This window comes from Brevibacillus sp. MCWH, assembly GCF_013096935.1.
Classification (GTDB): domain Bacteria; phylum Bacillota; class Bacilli; order Brevibacillales; family Brevibacillaceae; genus Brevibacillus; species Brevibacillus aydinogluensis.
Window position 1 is genome coordinate 1 of record NZ_SDLF01000013.1, and the last position, 15,315, is coordinate 15,315.

A 15,315-nucleotide genomic window follows, 5' to 3' on the forward strand; every position below is an offset into this window, starting at 1 on the left:
GGGATGGGAACAACACAAGTGGGTAGTCTTGTCTATATTACCACCTAAGAGGCATTTGAGTATTCTCTTTCTCTTACTGGGGAATTTTCGCTTGATTTTTTTGAGGAACTTTCTTTTGATCTTGACAAAGAATTGGAGTCGTAAAGTCAGCGCTTGTCAACATAGTTACAACATCATTCCTGTTTTCAAGCTCAGCTAACGTAAACGAATCCAACTCAATAATCATCAAGCTTTGCCTGATTACTTCCGTACCTTCGTTTCTCCCTAATAAGACTGCGAGATATTTCTTATCCGGGGAGAATGCGTGTGCCGTCAAAATGCTTCCTGAGAATAAGGGAATTGTTTTGATGGCATTGTTTTTTATCTGCACGAGAGTATGATTACAGAGCTTTATCCCACAGCCATATTTGATATCGCCGTAAATTGTTCCGGATGCAGATGTGAATGAAGTTGTCTGGATGCGGTTGCGTTCGCTTGCTCTTTCATGCGGCTCTGCTTGATCCAGGTATTTCTTTACAGAATCAACGTTTGAAATGGGGATTGTAATTGTTTTGGAATCGAGCGTAAGGGTTAGCGTTTCAGATTCGGATATTTGCGTCTGGTAACTGGACGGATCAGGCGATTGGCTTGCTGCAGGCTGTCCGCAGCCAGACACAACGAATGTTGTCAAGGACAACCCAAAATAAATGAACAACATTTTTTTCATAAATATCTCCTCTGGAAATTACAACATATCGTCTCAACGGACAGTGAGAAAGCCATCTGGATATCCTTCAAATGTTTGAACCTAAAATGAGTATATTAATCTGTATGATCTTACATATTTTATCATTTTTTGTATACCAATCGTAGTTCTGCTGTCATGAATGTGCTACAATTGGATAAAAACGGAAAAAGAAAATTTTCCTCATAACTGTCAGGATCGCGGTGAAGCGAAAAAGAGGAGTTCAAACAGGCCTATGAGGTTATAACGAAAGGGTGTTTTACTGTGATACCAACCTTGTACACGATCGCCATCCTCGCATTAATGGCAGGGTGCATCGATCCCGGAATGGATGCGACCGCTGCCGTAACGCCGGCGGAGTCTGCACAGCAACCGACATCCTCGGTGAAGCTGACAGAGGCGCAGAAAGCGGAAATTGCAAAACAATACGGATTAGAGAAGCCAAAGGACCCTGTCTTTAACACAAGTATTTTCAGTTTCGAATGGGGGTTCAGTTTCGCGCAATCCCAGCCGGAGCCAGCATCTGTACCTGAGGCCGTACCGGAAGCGGAAAGATCGCCAGAGCGGGACATGCTCTTCAATATGAGGGACATCACGAACCAATCTGAAACAGCGGTAGAAGGACTGCTCGGTACGCCCGTCAGGACGGAAACCGGAGAGTGGACGCTGCACCGGCCGGAGGAGAAGGTGACGTTTACCAGCCATGTCTACTCGGCCAAGATCGGTGAGGTGAAGGTCATTTTTATCAAGGGCAAGGCAGTGCGGATTGAGGTTAAGCCGAAGGAAGTGTTTACGTTTCCGGACGACGCGATCAAGGCGATGAGAGCGGTGGGACTGACAGTGCGGGATGGATTGGAGCCGGAAAGCGGAGGGACCCATCATCTGGATTTTGCTGGTATTGACGGCGTTTATGCTGTACGCGTGAAGGAAGACCTCAAAGGCAGCCCGGGGACGGTCGGGTATGTGCTGATTGTTACGGAAGAGAGATATACATGATGAGATTACCGCCCCTCTTCATCGTGAAGGAGTGATTTTGTACCCGTTAAGACAATTCCGCGGCCGCCAACAATTGCTGTTTACAGGTCGCACCACAAGCAGTTTTACGTTTAACCATTTCCTCATAGTTGAAGTCATTATTACGTATTTTATATTGATTCAGCTTGCGTTTAGCTCTATCATAAATTTCTATTGTGCCATTATCATACAGAAATATCAGGTACAATACTGTCGTGTCGTTTATTAAGGAAATTTTACAAGACTTATCAAATGGTAAATCTTCATCAAATTTGCTTACTTCCACCTTTGAAAAAGAAGCCATAAACTTTTTTATTTCACGTTGATCTCTGATGAACTCTGTTGTTGAGTCAGAATCCACTAATACTGCAGCAATATCTCCTTCATGGATGCTTACAATTTCACTAAATGAATACCGTTTATTTTTTTCAATGAAAAAATAGAAAATCCCAGCGACAATCAGCGCCATAACAATTAATCCAATAGGGAAAAATAGCTTTCTTTTCAATTGCAATACGCCTCCTTCGCAAAACCCCCGCCAGAGGCATGGCGGGGATTTAATTCATACTGTAAACGAAGTCGACCAGACTGCGATGATTTTTTGGAAGCGGGTACTTTTCAAATAGATTGCTTACCTGTTTGGTAACCAGGTCATAATAAAACAGACCGTATGTGTTATTGAGATCCCTCCCTAAAATAAATATTCCTTCAGCATTATCCCTCGGATAAAAGGATTTCACTTCCTTAATACCCGGAACATCAAAATCTTCGACTTTTTGAGTGTCGAGATACAACATTCGTAACGTTCTGGGTTTGGATGCACCCATAAATGGATCCCAAGTCATTAAGATACGGTTTGCGTCAAGCTGCCTGGTCAGTCTGATTTCAAATTGATCCGTATGGTAGATCGGCTGATAATTTCCAAAATCCAAATCCATCAAATACAGAGTCTTGGGGCGAATATGTGTAACCTGTGTAACTCTCGGCGTTCTCAGATTATCAAAGTCTTCCCCTGGATTGCTGTCACTAAAATACACCTTATTGTCGTGAAGATCGGCAAAAGCCACCGGATAATCGGGGTCGATCGGAAACCTCGCGATTTCGGACATGGTTTGATCCCGAATGGAATACAGGTACAACACCAACGAAATCCCGTCATCATCATTTTGCCTGTTATTGTAAGCGGTGGCCGTAATATGTAAATATTCCGCCGGTTCCTTTTTGCTGGTGTCTGGTTCCTTACTTGTGTCAACTTCGCGTGTATAAAAATGATGGACAGCCAGGAGGGCGAAAAGAACAGCAGCGATGACGCCGCCAAATGTGATCATTTTCTTTTTCATGGTCCCGAAATGCTCCTTAGCGGAATGGTTTCCCTTATCAGGGTAAGTAACTGGAATAGATTGTCAACCCCAATTTTGGTTATTTTATGTTTTTTTACAATTGAGTCCAGTACGTCGAAAGGTGTTACACAATAACACCGTTTGTCTGCAAACGGAAGGACGCACGTGCCAATTAACTGGTAATATATTACAATTATAGTGTTGGCCATTTTCGCCGATATAAGAAAGGAAGCATAAAAAGGAGCGTGTTTTGAGAGTGAATGCCGAACCCTTTACACCCACGATTTATTTCGCCGCTTCATGGCGTGATGCGGCATCCATCCGCCGCGAATTGAACAAGCGGTCCATCCCGCGCATGATTACTTCACTGCCGACCGGGGAAGTCGCCTTTCTGTTCCCAGACCTGCCGGTACACCAGTACATACAGGTCCGGCAAATTTTTGGCATGCACGGAGTCCCGCTGTCCATTGTGGAGCCGACCCCGATCGTGCAGGAATAAGCAGCGTGAAGCGTCGTACGAACCAAACCGGGGACGGTTTTCTTGGAAAATGAGCCAAAGTTTTCATCGCTATCCATCCATTTGCTATCGATTCGTATGTACTCATTGATATATCCTGTAGACGAAGCACCCGTGTTTCTTGGGGGCCTGCGGCGGCTTACTACTGCAGATCGAGTCGCCGTTCTTTTTTTGCAAACGTTGAGCGGGCAGAACTTATGACCCGCATCGGCTTTATGCCAGTGAGCGCTCATTTTCCATATATTGATTGGAATAATATGCTGGTTGTAGATATACAGTTATCTATACTATGATATAGAAGACAACCTCATAACCTTGAGTTCTTCTCCCTGATCGACATGGTCAGGGACCTTTTTTATTTATTGGGTTTGCCCGGGAAATGTTGTTTAAATTTACATACTATACAGAATTATTTGGATATAATATAGAAAACGGACAAGGAGGAGGCGGTATCATGAACGACATACAACGTGCGAGGCGTAACACGCTGGGGGATTTGCTGCGCCGCAGCCGGAACCGTTTTCCGCGTAAACTGGCGCTGCGTTTCCAAGAAGAGACACTCACCTACGAACAGTTGGACAAGGTGGTGAATCAGGCGGCAAATGCGCTGCTGGCAGCTGGATTGCGCAAAGGGGAGCGGGCAGCAGTCCTGTCGCGCAACTCCATGGATTTTGCCATCCTCAACTTCGCCTTGGCCAAGGCGGGGGTGGTGATGGTGCCGATCAACTACATGTTGAATAGCGAAGACGTGTCGTATATTCTCGGCCATGCCGAAGTGAGCGCCTGCTTTGCCGCTCCGGAATTTCGGACAGTGATGGACGAGGCGATCCGGTTGTCCGGCTGTTCGCCGAAGGTGTGTAGTCTCATCTCCAAACCGGCTGATCCGACCGGGCCATGGCTGTCGTTTCGCGAATGGATACGGGATTGCGCGACGACGGAGCCGGAAGTGGATTTGGCGGATGACGATGTTGTCCACATCCTCTACACCAGCGGCACGGAAGCAAAGCCAAAAGGGGTCATGCTCACCCATGCAAACGTGGTTGCCGAATACGTCAGCACGATCATTGACGGCGGAATGACGGCAGACGACATTGCCGTGCACGCGATGCCGCTGTTTCACTGTGCACAGCTGCACTGCTTTCTCGGCCCGTACGTGTACCTGGGGGCGAGCGGGATCATTCTGGAACAAGCCGTGCCGGACGTGATCCTGGAGACGGTGGAAAGGTTCCGGGCCACGCAGTTGTTCTGCCCGCCGACCGTCTGGATTGCGCTGCTGCGTTCCCCCTCGTTTGCCGAACGGGATCTTTCCTCCTTGAAAACATGCTATTACGGCGCGGCAATCATGCCGGTGGAAATTCTCAAGGAGCTGAACGCGCGGCTGCCCAACGCACGGTTTTACAACTTTTACGGACAGACGGAAGTGGCTCCCTTGGCAACCGTGCTAAAGCCGGAGGACCAACTGCTCAAGGCAGGTTCGGCCGGGAGACCGGCGCTCAACGTGGAGACGAAAATCATTGACGACCACGGACGCGAAGTGCCTCCGGGAACGGTGGGGGAAATCGTGCATCGGACCAGCCATGCGATGCTCGGCTACTTCCGCGACGAGGAAAAAACGCGGGAAGCATTTCGTGATGGATGGTTTCACAGCGGCGATCTCGGCATCATGGACGAAGAGGGGTACATCACCATTGTGGACCGCAAAAAAGACATGATCAAAACCGGCGGGGAAAACGTCGCCAGCCGGGAAGTAGAGGAATTGATCTACCGCCATCCAAAAGTGTCAGAGGCAGCGGTGATCGGTGTTCCGCACCCCTATTGGATCGAAGCGGTCACGGCAGTGGTGGTGCCGAAAGCGGGCGAGACGCTGACCGCGGAGGAAATTTTGACGTTTTGCCGGGAACGGATGTCCTCGTTCAAGGCGCCCAAATACGCGGTTATTACCGACAGCCTGCCGCGCAATCCGAGCGGGAAAATTTTGAAACGGGAGCTGCGTCTCCGTTACAAGTCGCTGGCGGCAGATGACCATAATCAGGTTGTTTCGTAAGCGCACTAGCTGGGACAGCTGCGCTTGCGCACCCCAACCCCCGGGCATGCTGATCCGGGGGTTAAAGGCGTGCGTGTTTTCCCGATCCCGACGGCTTGCCGTCGCTGCCGGGAGAGCATTTAAGCATGTAGGGCACTGTCTTTAACCTTTCAACCCTTCCAGCCACTCGGCGTAACAGGTGTCGCAGACGAGTTCTTCGCGTTCCTGCTTGCCCTGGAAGTACGTGATCAGGTGAATGCTGTCTGTTTCATGCTCGCAGTGGCAGCATTTGTAGTTTCCCATGATCTTCCTCCCGTTATTCCGTGTTGCTGCGGACGCCGGCAGGAGTTGTCCGGCTCCCCGCTTATTGTGCCCCCAAACAAAAAAACAACTCCCTCGAAAGGGAGCTGGTGATGGTTGGCTGCCGTTACTTCACGTTGGCGACTGTCGGTTTGTCGGGGCGAATAACGTCAAATCGGTAGCCCTGCTGCTTCAAATATTGAATGACTGCCGGCAGCGATTGGGCCGTTGCCGCTTTTGTCGAGGCGTCATGCATCAGCACGACGATTTCCCGCTGGTGCTTTACCTGGCTTTTCACATTGGCCAGCGCGCTCTCCGGCGTGTAGTGATTGCTGCTGGCATCGCCGTTGGAGATGTTCCAGTCGATGAAGACATAGCCGCGTTTGGCCGCTTCCGCCTTGATGTCCTGCATGACCGTGTGGCTGTTGTTGTACACGTTTGGATTTTGGTACTTTTTGCTCACTGTGTTGGTGCTGCCGCCCGGGTAGCGGAACACGGTCGGCTTGACGCCCGTGGCCTTCTCGATCAGCTGGTTGCCTTTTTCCAGATCGGCAAAGAAAGACGCGATGTCCTTGTAGATCAGACGGTAATCGTGCGAATAGGTGTGACCGCCGACCACGTGTCCTTCGGCGATGGCCCGTTTCAGCACAGCTTCACGGCCGGGAACATTTTTGCCAACTACGAAAAAGGTGGCTTTCACCTGATGCTGTTTCAGGATGTCCAGGATCTGGCTCGTAACCGGCGAGGGGCCATCGTCAAAGGTGAGATAGGCCACTTTGTCCTGCGGAGGTTTGCTCTCGGTCGGCTGTGTGCCCGGCACTGCTGTCGAAGGAGCGGGCGGGTTGGTCGTTGGCGTCTGTTTCCCAGTTTGTTCAGCACCGGCTGGAGCCGGTGTGACGGCTGCCGGTTTTTCTGTGGGCGGCACAGGTTTTTTCGACGGAGCCTGCGGCTGATTTACCGGAGCCTGCGGCTGATTCGCCGGAGCCTGCGGCTGATTTACCGGAGCCTGCGGCTGATTCGCCGGAGCTTGCTGCCCTTGCGCCGGTTTGCTGACCGGGGGCTGCTGCGGCTGCGCGTCCGAAGCGGGCTTGCTGCGGATCGGTTCGGCCGGTTCGTACGGTTGATCGCCGTAGATGAGAAACGCTTTTCGCTGTTCGCGGAATGCCGCCAGTTTGTCAGCGTAAGTGCTTTCGATCGCCTGCGGAGACAATCCCTGCGCCAGGTGCTGACTCACGCTGCTCGTCAGGCCGCTTTTCGGCACCAGATCATGATTCAACTGGCTGGCGTATGCAAGCGTGTAGATGCCTGTCTTCGCCGGATTGAACCGGTACGGGTCGATGATGTGCAGGCGCACCCCGCCGCGCGTTTCCTTGTCTTGCGGCAGGAACATCACCCCGGGAAGCAGGGCGCCGTTCAGCAGATCCGCATACGCATCGGAGTCAATGCCTTCTCCGCCGATCCAGGTAAAGTTGTCGGCTGGCGTGATTCCCGTTCCTTCGCCTTGGCCAGTTGCCATGTAGCCGAAAACGGCTGCCAGGTCGGGAGTCTCGGGGGAACTGGGAATCCAGGGCAGTCCGGTATCCTGGAACAGCATTTGACGGGTGTACCCCTGCATGGGAATGACGGTCAGATCGGCGTTGATGCTGCGGTTGAAAAACCGGGCCAATTCACCGATGGTCATGCCGTGCGCCAGTGGCAGGGGAGCGCCTTCGATGAACGAACGGTGCGGTGCCTCCAGCAGTGGACCGTCCACGATGGCGCCGCCGACCGGGTTTGGCCGGTCCAGCACGATGAGCGGTTTGCCAAATTGTTTGGCAGCAGTCATGCAGGCCGTAAGTGTAGAGATGTAGGGAGAGGTCGCGGAACCAATGTCCTGCAGGTCGACGACCAGCACGTCAATGTTGGACAGCATCTCCTTTGTGGGGATGGGGGTGGAGCCGTACAGGCTGTACACCGGAATACTGTAGACAGGGTGAAAGTACGTGCTGGTTTGTTGCCCCGCAGGCGTTTTTCCATCCAGTCCTTGTTCGGGGGCGTACAGCGCGGTCAGCGTGACGGTACGGTCGCGCCGCAGCATGTCGATCGTGCTGATTCCCTGGCTGTTGACACCGGTTTGATTGGTGACCAGGCCCACCTTTTTGCCTTGAATGACGTGGTGGAATTGATTAAAGAGCACGTCGCTTCCCAATTGAATGACAGCAGTGTTGGCGGAACTGCCGCCTGGAGGAATAATGGTGAGAATGAGTGCGAGGATGAGTAAAGGGAGCAGTTTTTTCATGATTTTCGGCCTCTTTCTTGATGAACTGACATTGTTGTACGTCTATTGTATCGGTATCTGCTAACGCAATGGTTGCAATCCAGTAACAATCCCGAATTTGAGGACAATTACGAAGAAAAAACGTGGAAATGCCTGCGGTTCTCTAGCCTGCTGAGTCACCTGCCGTCCGTACAGATGCATTCATTTATTTTTGACGCCGCATTTATCGAAACGTTGCGGTCTTTTCCTGCAAAATTTTGCAAATGGACAGGCAGCCGTGTCGAAACGAGTCTAAGCGGAGCGGCAGGCGGCTGAAAGGCTTGGCTGCGTGTGCCCGGTTGTCCAGCAGCGGTGTGATAAAAAGGGAAGATAAGGAACGCTCCATCAGAGTAAGAACACCTCTCAGACCACACACTAGGGGTAAGGAGGTGTTTTTTGCGTGAAGCGAGTGGGAGTGCTGTGCGCGGCCCTATGGTTGGCCGTGGGAATCGCCGGCTGTACGCCAAACAAACAGCAGGGGACGGAAGACTACACGGGCCAGCAGGCGCGTTTTGACCCGTACGGCATCAACCTGAAAAGTGACAACCTCGGACGGGACAAGGGGCCGGCAGCGATGATCTACCAAAAGAACATCCACCGCCGCGAGCCTCATCTGCTCGCCCTGCTGGAACGCCACGCAGAGCGAATTCCCGGCGTGCAGGACATCAAGGTGCTGGCGTTCAAGGACAATCTGTTGATTGGCGTGCTGACGGCCGATACGCCCAAGCCGGACCAGGTCAACCCGAATCCGACGATCCCCCATGAGCCTGGCTCGCCGAATCGGATCGATAACGGCCACACCGACCACATCCAGATGAAAGTGGTAAAAGCGATGCGCAGCAGGCTGCAGGCGGAGACCCGTTTCAACATTATGTACGTCTCCACCAACAAGGCCATCTACCAGCGAATATCCGACCTGCACGAGCGGATTTTGCGCGGAGAAACGGTAAGGGATGAGGAGTTCCAGACACTGTTGAACGACATCGGTTATACGTCAATAGGGTTTGAACTCGTCCATTGACGATTCGGACCTCAGGGTAATCTGCTGACTGTGCACGGGGCGGTGCATGAACAGAGCGGTACCACGACGCAAATGCCGGGCGGTTGCCTGATCGTTGGGAGCAGTGCTCGCAGGCCGGGACGACGGAAAACAGCGAAAACAGGGAAGGACCGCCTGCCGGGCGGTCTGCTTTTTTGCAAGAGACTTGACGAAAAAGGAAAAAAGTCGTACACTCATTTTTGTACTGACCAGTCAGTTTAAAAACGCAAAGGAGGATGAGGAGGGATGGCCCGATCCAAAAAAGATCAGATTGCACAGGGAGCACTGAAGGCTTTTGCCCAGTACGGGTACAGCGACACCACGATGGACGCGATTGCCGAGGTGGCACAGGTGGCCAAAGGCACGCTGTACTACCACTTTTCCACCAAGGAGGAACTGTTTCTGTACGTGATTGAAAGAGGGGTGAAGATGCTGATCGATTCCGTGGACAGCGTGATGAATCGCGGCGATGTGCCGTTGGATCAGCGCATGATTGGCGTATTGGATGAGCATCTTCGCTTCTTTTCCGAACACCGGGAACTGTGTCTCCTCCTGCTGAGCTTTTTTACCGGCCACGAGCAGCGGGATCAGATGATCGGCAAACTGCTGGCCGGGTATTTCAGCACGATGGAAAGGTACTGGGCCGAACTGAAGCAGGCCGGACATGTCGCCGAGGAGGCGGACGTGTGGTCGCTGGTATCCGCCCTGTTCGGCATGGCCGGGATTACCGTGCTGCGCAGGCACTTTCGCAAGGAACGGGCGACGGCCGCGGATGAGCAGACGCTTCGGCTGCTTTTGTCCGGCGTGCTGCGCGTGCCTCAGCGCTGACGACATCACAGGTAACAGACATATCACAAGGAGAGGAGAACAACCATGAACAAACGAGCATGGATAGGGATGGCCGGTTTCTTGACTGGCATTGTCTTGCTGGGAACGTATTTGTTGGGACCGGGAGCGGTCAACGTGGCGGGACAGCGTGGAGCGCAGTTGACCGGTGTAGTCGAGGGGACCGAGGTGGATTTGTCGTTTAAGATGGGCGGCTCGATTGCTGAGATCGCCGTACAGGAAGGAGACGAGGTAAAAGCGGGGCAGTTGGTGGCCACGCTGAACAGCGATGAACTGCTGGCAAAACGGGAACAGGCGGAGGCCGCCTATCGTCTGGCGCTTGTCCGTCTGGAACAGGCGAAAAAAGGCGTGACCATCACTGACAGCACCATAAGCGCGCAGGTGGAACAGGCGAAAGCGGCAGTGGACGCGGCCAAAGCGCAGTACGAGGCCAGCAAGAACGGGGCGCGCTCCGAGGAAGTGGCCCAGTTAAAGGCGAAGCAGCAGGCGGCTCAGACAGCCAAGGAGATCGCAGCCACGCAGCTGGAGCGAATGAAAAAGCTGTTTGAAGAAGGAGCCGTTCCGCAGGCAAAAGTGGAAGAGGCGCAGATGCAGTACGAACAAGCGGAGGCCGAACTGAAAGCTGTAAACGAACAGCTCAAGATGGCCGAGACCGGAGCGCGCCAGGAGCAGCTGGAAGCGGCCAAGGCACAGTGGGAGCAGGCAAAAGCCGCATACGATCAAGCGGTGGCATCGCGCGGACAGGTGGGGGTAAAACAGCTCGACGTCAGATCGGCGGAAGCAGGCGTGCAGCAGGCCAAAGGGGCGCTCGACGAGATTAACGCGTACCTGAACAACACCAAGCTGACCGCGCCGGTGGATGGCATCGTCAAGTCAGTTGCCGTGCAAAAAGGGGAACTGGTGGCGCAGGGCTATACGGTTGTGACGCTGCAGGCAAAAACAGATAACTTTGTGAAGTTTTACGTGAACGAGTACGCTCTGTCCACGGTTAAGGCGGGCGACAAGGCGACCCTTTACGTGCCGGCGCTGAAACGCGACGTGGAGGCGACGATCGTCAGTGTGGCGCCTGCAGCTGATTTTGCCGTGAAGAAAGCAACCCAGGAGCTGGGCGACAGGGACATCCGTTCCTTCCAGGTGAAAATGACGGTGACCGATCCTGAATTGCGGCCGGGCTTGACGGTCGAATGGAACATCGAAGGGGCTGGTGGCGGTGAGTAATTTCTCCCGCCTGCTCCTTCAGGAGTGGCGCAACATCTATACAAACAAGACGATCCGTCTGGTGCTGTTCGTCGTACCACTTTTGTACATGACGCTGTTCGGGTTTTTGTACAGCCAAAAAAAGGTGATGGAGATTCCCACCGTGCTGGTTGATGCAGACCAGACAGAACTGAGCCGCGAGCTGTACCGCGCCTTTGAGGTGGACCAGACGTTCCGCATCACCCACTTCGTCGGCACGGAAGCAGAGGCGATGGACCTGATTGACCGGGGACAGGCGAACATGGCCGTGATCATTCCCGCTGATCTGGAGAAAAACGTTAAAGCGGGACGTGAGGCAGAGGTGCTGACTGTCATCGACGGCAGCAACATGCTGATTTCCAACACTGCGGTCCGGGCCGCCAACACCGTGATCAAGTCGGTCTCGGCCGGCGTCACGCTGAAGAAGCTGGAGGCCCAGGGCGGCTGGGGAGAAGAAGGAAAAAACCTGTTCACGGGGATCGACTACCGCTATCGCGTGTTGTACAATCCGACGTTCAGTTACCTGACGTTCATGGTCTTCGGTCTGGGCGGAACGGTGCTGCAGCAGGTGCTGTTTTTGGGCGTAGCCCTCTCCGTTGCCCAGCAAAAAGAAGCCGGGACATGGGCGTCGTCCCTGAGGGAAAATGGCTTCTGGACGATTGCCCTGAGCAAGATAGTGCCCTATATGCTGGTGGCCACCTTTAATCTGATGCTGGTATTTGCTTTATTGTTAAAGGGATTTGAGATCCCGTATTACGGCAGCATCGCCCATCTGTTGATCGTGGGCACCGTCTTTAACCTCGCTGTGGTGGTGATCGGATTTGCCATCTCGTTCTGGTCCAAAGACCAGCTGCAGGCCACTCAGATCGCCATGCTGATTGCAGTGCCGTCGTTCATGCTGTCGGGGTACACCTGGCCGCTGATGTCCATGCCGGCGGCCGTTGCGGCCATTGGCAAGTCGCTGCCGCTCACGTATTTTCTCAACGGCGTCCGGGAAATTTTAAACAAGGGACACGACCTGTCCTACCTGACACATGATCTGGCAGTCCTGGCGTTTATGACGCTGATCGGCCTGTTTGCGGCGTACATCGCCTACCAGTTCCAGACGCGGAAAGTGACGCTTCCCGAAGCGGAGTCGACTCGTGCGTAGCAGGATATGCTGAAAAGAAATTCTTGTGCTGTAAATAAGATATCCTTTATACTATTCAGAAAAAGGCAGATTTTCTACGCGAGGGGGGCACTATGTCAGCGACTCATCTGAAGCAATTGTGCGAGGACACGTACACGAAGTTGAAGAAGGTAAGCATGGAGCTGGAGCGCTTTCTCAACCAAGTCACACTGGCGGGCCTTGTGGCGCAATCCGGCGATCCGGAAGAGTACGAGGCTTACTACCGCGACTATCTCTCCGATTTGCGGCACCTTTTGGTTTACTGCGAAAATGCGTACGAGCGGCTGGGCGTGGCGCTTCGGAGAGCCAAGTTCAACGAGGAGTTTGCCGAAGAAGTGTTGTATCAGGTGTATCACTCCTGTGTGAACAACTTCTACTACCCCAAAGGGGAAGTGTACGACGAAGACGGGCGTTATTCGTACACCGGTCATGACGCCATTATCTTCCGCAAAGAGGTAACCCCTGAGCTCAAACAGCTGACCATATCCCTGTCCAAGGTGTTTGAGCAGCTGCGTGACGATCTGCAGTACTACGAAACGGACTATATTACAAAGAAACGGATGCAAAAAGCGTAAATCAAACACAGCCCTCCCGAGGTAGACAGGCACGGATCATCAAGTGCCGCTGCCGGGAGGGCTTTTAGCGTCAATTCTGCGCGATGCCTTACACCCCAACGGGCTGCCGGATGCGGCGAACCAGCACTTCCGCCTCCTCCAGCATGGCCGCCCGTTCCGCTTCGCTCACGTATGGAACGGCAGCAAAGTTGCGATAGGTCACGTCATAGCCGATCAGCTTCAGCGTCCCGTCCACAATCTGTTTGCGTACCACCTCGTCAAACCCGTCGGCGCGCATCTCCTGTTCCGACTCGCGGGTGGTGGTAAAGACGAGCGCCTGTTTTCCGTTCAGCATGCCGACCGGTCCGTCATCGCCGTAGCGGAACGCGAACCCGTCCGTAAAGACGCGGTCCAGGTACCCTTTCAGGATGGCGGGCGGTGACCACCACCAGACCGGGTAGATCATGACCAGCAGGTCGGCGTCGGTGATCAGCTGCTGTTCCTCTTCCACATCCGCCCGGGCCCGGCCTTGGCTGGCCAGGTGCATGTCCTCCGCGTCAAAGACCGGGTCAAACCCGATTTGGTACAGGTCGCGGACAACCGGACGAATGCCGGCTGCTTCACAAGCAGTGACGACGCGCTGCAAGATTTGATGGGCAAAACTGTTGGTTCCTTCGTGGGCAAACACGATGCACGCTTTCATCAAAACGCCTCCTGGTCGGAATCACTCATTTTTGCGGAATCACTCGTTGGAATCACTCGTTCTTACAGTCCAAAGCGAAGACGGAGCAAAAACTTGTTCAGCAGTTCGCCGAAGGTATCCGGCTCTTGCACCTGGCGTGTGGTTGCCGGCTGCACCTGCCTGAGCGCTGCATTCACGTCGATCATGCCAAACCCGTACAGCTTGTCCTTGCCGGGAGGGCCCAAATCGACCGCGGTCTCGCGAATAATCTGCATGACCTCTTTGTTTGTCAGGTGAGGACTGACGGAGCGGATGAGCGAAGCCAGCGCCGCTACGTGCGGACACGCCATGGAAGTGCCGGACAAGGCGGCGTAGTCGTTGTGAATGTAAGTGCTGGGAATGTCGACGCCGGGTGCGGCCACATCCACATGGTCCCCGTAGTTGGAAAAATCGGCCCGCTGTTTGTTATGGTCGACAGCCGCCACGGATAAGACTTCCTCGTAGGCAGCCGGATAGCTGGGCTGGTTGGTCGCGTCGTTGCCGGATGCGGCTACGAGCACCACGTTGTGGTCATAAGCGTAACGGCACGCTTCTTTCAAGGCGGCCGAGGAGGTGTAGTTGCCCACGCTCAGATTGATCACGTCGGCGCCGTGGTCGGTCGCCCAATAGATCGCTTGGGCGATGTCAAATGCGGATCCGGCCCCGTCCGCACCGATCGCCTTGATCGGCATCAGCTTGCTGTTCCAGGTCATGCCGGCGATACCGTCGGCGTTGTTGGTTTTGGCGGCAATCACTCCGGCGACGTGGGTGCCGTGACCGTTGTCGTCCTGGGGGACGTTGTTGTCTTCCAGCACGTTGTAGCCTTGCACCAGTTTTCCGGCAAATTCCGGATGGCGCAAATCAATGCCCGTGTCGATGACCGCCACCACGACGTCGTTGGAGCCCTGGCTGATGTCCCAGCTTTGTTCCATGCCGATCAGGGGGAGGTTCCATTGATACTCACGGTAATAGGGGTCGTTGGGCCGACGGTTGGGCAGCAGCAGGTAGTTGGGTTCCGCGTAGACGGAATCGGGATGCTCGGCCAGCTTTTTCATCAGCTGTTGGGTGGTCAAACTGCGCGACTTGATAATCATCGCCTGCCCAAAATCCCGCTTGATCCTGCCGTCGACCGAATCCAGCAGCTTTTGGAGGGCCGCTTGGTCAGGGCGGGGAGAAAAGCGGACGACGACCTCATGCTCTACATAGTGGCTGCGGTCGCGCGTATTGTGGTGCAGGGTTTTGATATGGGCGCTTTTTTCCAACCCGCGCCGCGTGTCTTTAACCTGTTCAATGTAGTTGATCCGCGGAATATGTGCCGATAGCGAAGTTACCTGGGGGTGAGGTTCGCGCATTTCCTGCTGCTGATGCCAGCGAAGCGGGATCACGGCCAGCCCGACCAGAGCAATCGCTGCGATAATCGGGGGTAAGACTCGCAAAAAAACTCACTCCCTCCATGCTGTATAGACATAGCGTGCGCACGGAGGGAGTGATTATGACGGAAAAAGCTGACATGCTTCCCTGGATGGTGGATGTAACG

General features: G+C 53.7%; 15 protein-coding genes. 8 read left to right on the plus strand and 7 right to left on the minus strand.

Annotated elements, in window-relative coordinates:
* Nucleotides 1-73: 73 nt before the first annotated feature.
* Nucleotides 74-706: a hypothetical protein gene (locus ETC00_RS12690; RefSeq protein ID WP_171566454.1), complete on the minus strand. Its 633-nt coding sequence runs from the start codon at nt 704-706 to the stop codon at nt 74-76.
* Between the two features lie 282 nt (nt 707-988).
* Between ETC00_RS12690 and ETC00_RS12695 the strand changes: the two genes are divergently transcribed.
* Entirely contained in the window at nt 989-1,720 is a 732-nt protein-coding gene (locus tag ETC00_RS12695) for a hypothetical protein (RefSeq protein WP_171566455.1), read from the plus strand.
* A 46-nt stretch (nt 1,721-1,766) separates the two neighbouring features.
* Here the strand turns inward: ETC00_RS12695 and ETC00_RS12700 are convergent, their stop codons facing one another.
* Together ETC00_RS12700 and ETC00_RS12705 are read right to left on the minus strand one after the other, a co-directional pair.
* A complete protein-coding gene (locus tag ETC00_RS12700; RefSeq protein WP_171566456.1) occupies nt 1,767-2,246 on the minus strand; it encodes a hypothetical protein in 480 nt (159 codons plus the stop codon).
* Nucleotides 2,247-2,295: 49 nt separating this feature from the next.
* Complete coding sequence (locus ETC00_RS12705; protein ID WP_171566457.1) at nt 2,296-3,078, minus strand: hypothetical protein; 783 nt, start codon at nt 3,076-3,078, stop codon at nt 2,296-2,298.
* Between the two features lie 256 nt (nt 3,079-3,334).
* Between ETC00_RS12705 and ETC00_RS12710 the strand changes: the two genes are divergently transcribed.
* Nucleotides 3,335-3,577 carry a hypothetical protein gene (locus ETC00_RS12710; protein ID WP_171566458.1) on the plus strand — a complete coding sequence of 81 codons (243 nt, stop codon included), beginning with the start codon at nt 3,335-3,337 and terminating at the stop codon, nt 3,575-3,577.
* A 472-nt stretch (nt 3,578-4,049) separates the two neighbouring features.
* Nucleotides 4,050-5,639 (plus strand): acyl-CoA synthetase, encoded by a 1,590-nt coding sequence (locus tag ETC00_RS12715; RefSeq protein WP_171566459.1) that lies wholly within the window; start codon nt 4,050-4,052, stop codon nt 5,637-5,639.
* A gap of 141 nt (nt 5,640-5,780) precedes the next feature.
* Here the strand turns inward: ETC00_RS12715 and ETC00_RS12720 are convergent, their stop codons facing one another.
* Nucleotides 5,781-5,921, minus strand: coding sequence for a hypothetical protein (locus ETC00_RS12720; protein ID WP_171566460.1), 141 nt, complete (start codon nt 5,919-5,921; stop codon nt 5,781-5,783).
* A gap of 124 nt (nt 5,922-6,045) precedes the next feature.
* A complete protein-coding gene (locus tag ETC00_RS12725) occupies nt 6,046-8,196 on the minus strand; it encodes an exo-beta-N-acetylmuramidase NamZ domain-containing protein (RefSeq protein ID WP_171566461.1) in 2,151 nt (716 codons plus the stop codon).
* Between the two features lie 418 nt (nt 8,197-8,614).
* On the opposite strand from ETC00_RS12725, the gene ETC00_RS12730 reads away from it, so the two are divergent.
* The 5 genes from ETC00_RS12730 to ETC00_RS12750 all read left to right on the plus strand — a co-directional run bounded on the left by ETC00_RS12730 (nt 8,615) and on the right by ETC00_RS12750 (nt 13,078).
* Entirely contained in the window at nt 8,615-9,235 is a 621-nt protein-coding gene (locus tag ETC00_RS12730; RefSeq protein ID WP_171566462.1) for a YhcN/YlaJ family sporulation lipoprotein, read from the plus strand.
* 264 nt (nt 9,236-9,499) lie between these two features.
* Nucleotides 9,500-10,081 carry a TetR/AcrR family transcriptional regulator gene (locus ETC00_RS12735; protein WP_171566463.1) on the plus strand — a complete coding sequence of 194 codons (582 nt, stop codon included), beginning with the start codon at nt 9,500-9,502 and terminating at the stop codon, nt 10,079-10,081.
* Nucleotides 10,082-10,126: 45 nt separating this feature from the next.
* Complete coding sequence (locus ETC00_RS12740; protein ID WP_171566464.1) at nt 10,127-11,317, plus strand: HlyD family secretion protein; 1,191 nt, start codon at nt 10,127-10,129, stop codon at nt 11,315-11,317.
* Entirely contained in the window at nt 11,310-12,485 is a 1,176-nt protein-coding gene (locus ETC00_RS12745) for an ABC transporter permease (RefSeq protein WP_171566465.1), read from the plus strand. The genes ETC00_RS12740 and ETC00_RS12745 overlap by 8 nt, the downstream gene beginning before the upstream one ends.
* A 92-nt stretch (nt 12,486-12,577) precedes the next feature.
* On the plus strand, nt 12,578-13,078 hold the full coding sequence (locus tag ETC00_RS12750) for a DUF3907 family protein (protein WP_035298197.1): 501 nt from the start codon (nt 12,578-12,580) through the stop codon (nt 13,076-13,078).
* 88 nt (nt 13,079-13,166) lie between these two features.
* Here ETC00_RS12750 and ETC00_RS12755 read toward each other — a convergent pair whose 3' ends face one another.
* Nucleotides 13,167-13,760 (minus strand): NAD(P)H-dependent oxidoreductase, encoded by a 594-nt coding sequence (locus ETC00_RS12755; RefSeq protein WP_171566466.1) that lies wholly within the window; start codon nt 13,758-13,760, stop codon nt 13,167-13,169.
* 62 nt (nt 13,761-13,822) lie between these two features.
* Nucleotides 13,823-15,214 carry a S8 family peptidase gene (locus tag ETC00_RS12760; RefSeq protein WP_171566467.1) on the minus strand — a complete coding sequence of 464 codons (1,392 nt, stop codon included), beginning with the start codon at nt 15,212-15,214 and terminating at the stop codon, nt 13,823-13,825.
* Between the last annotated feature and the right edge of the window lie 101 nt (nt 15,215-15,315).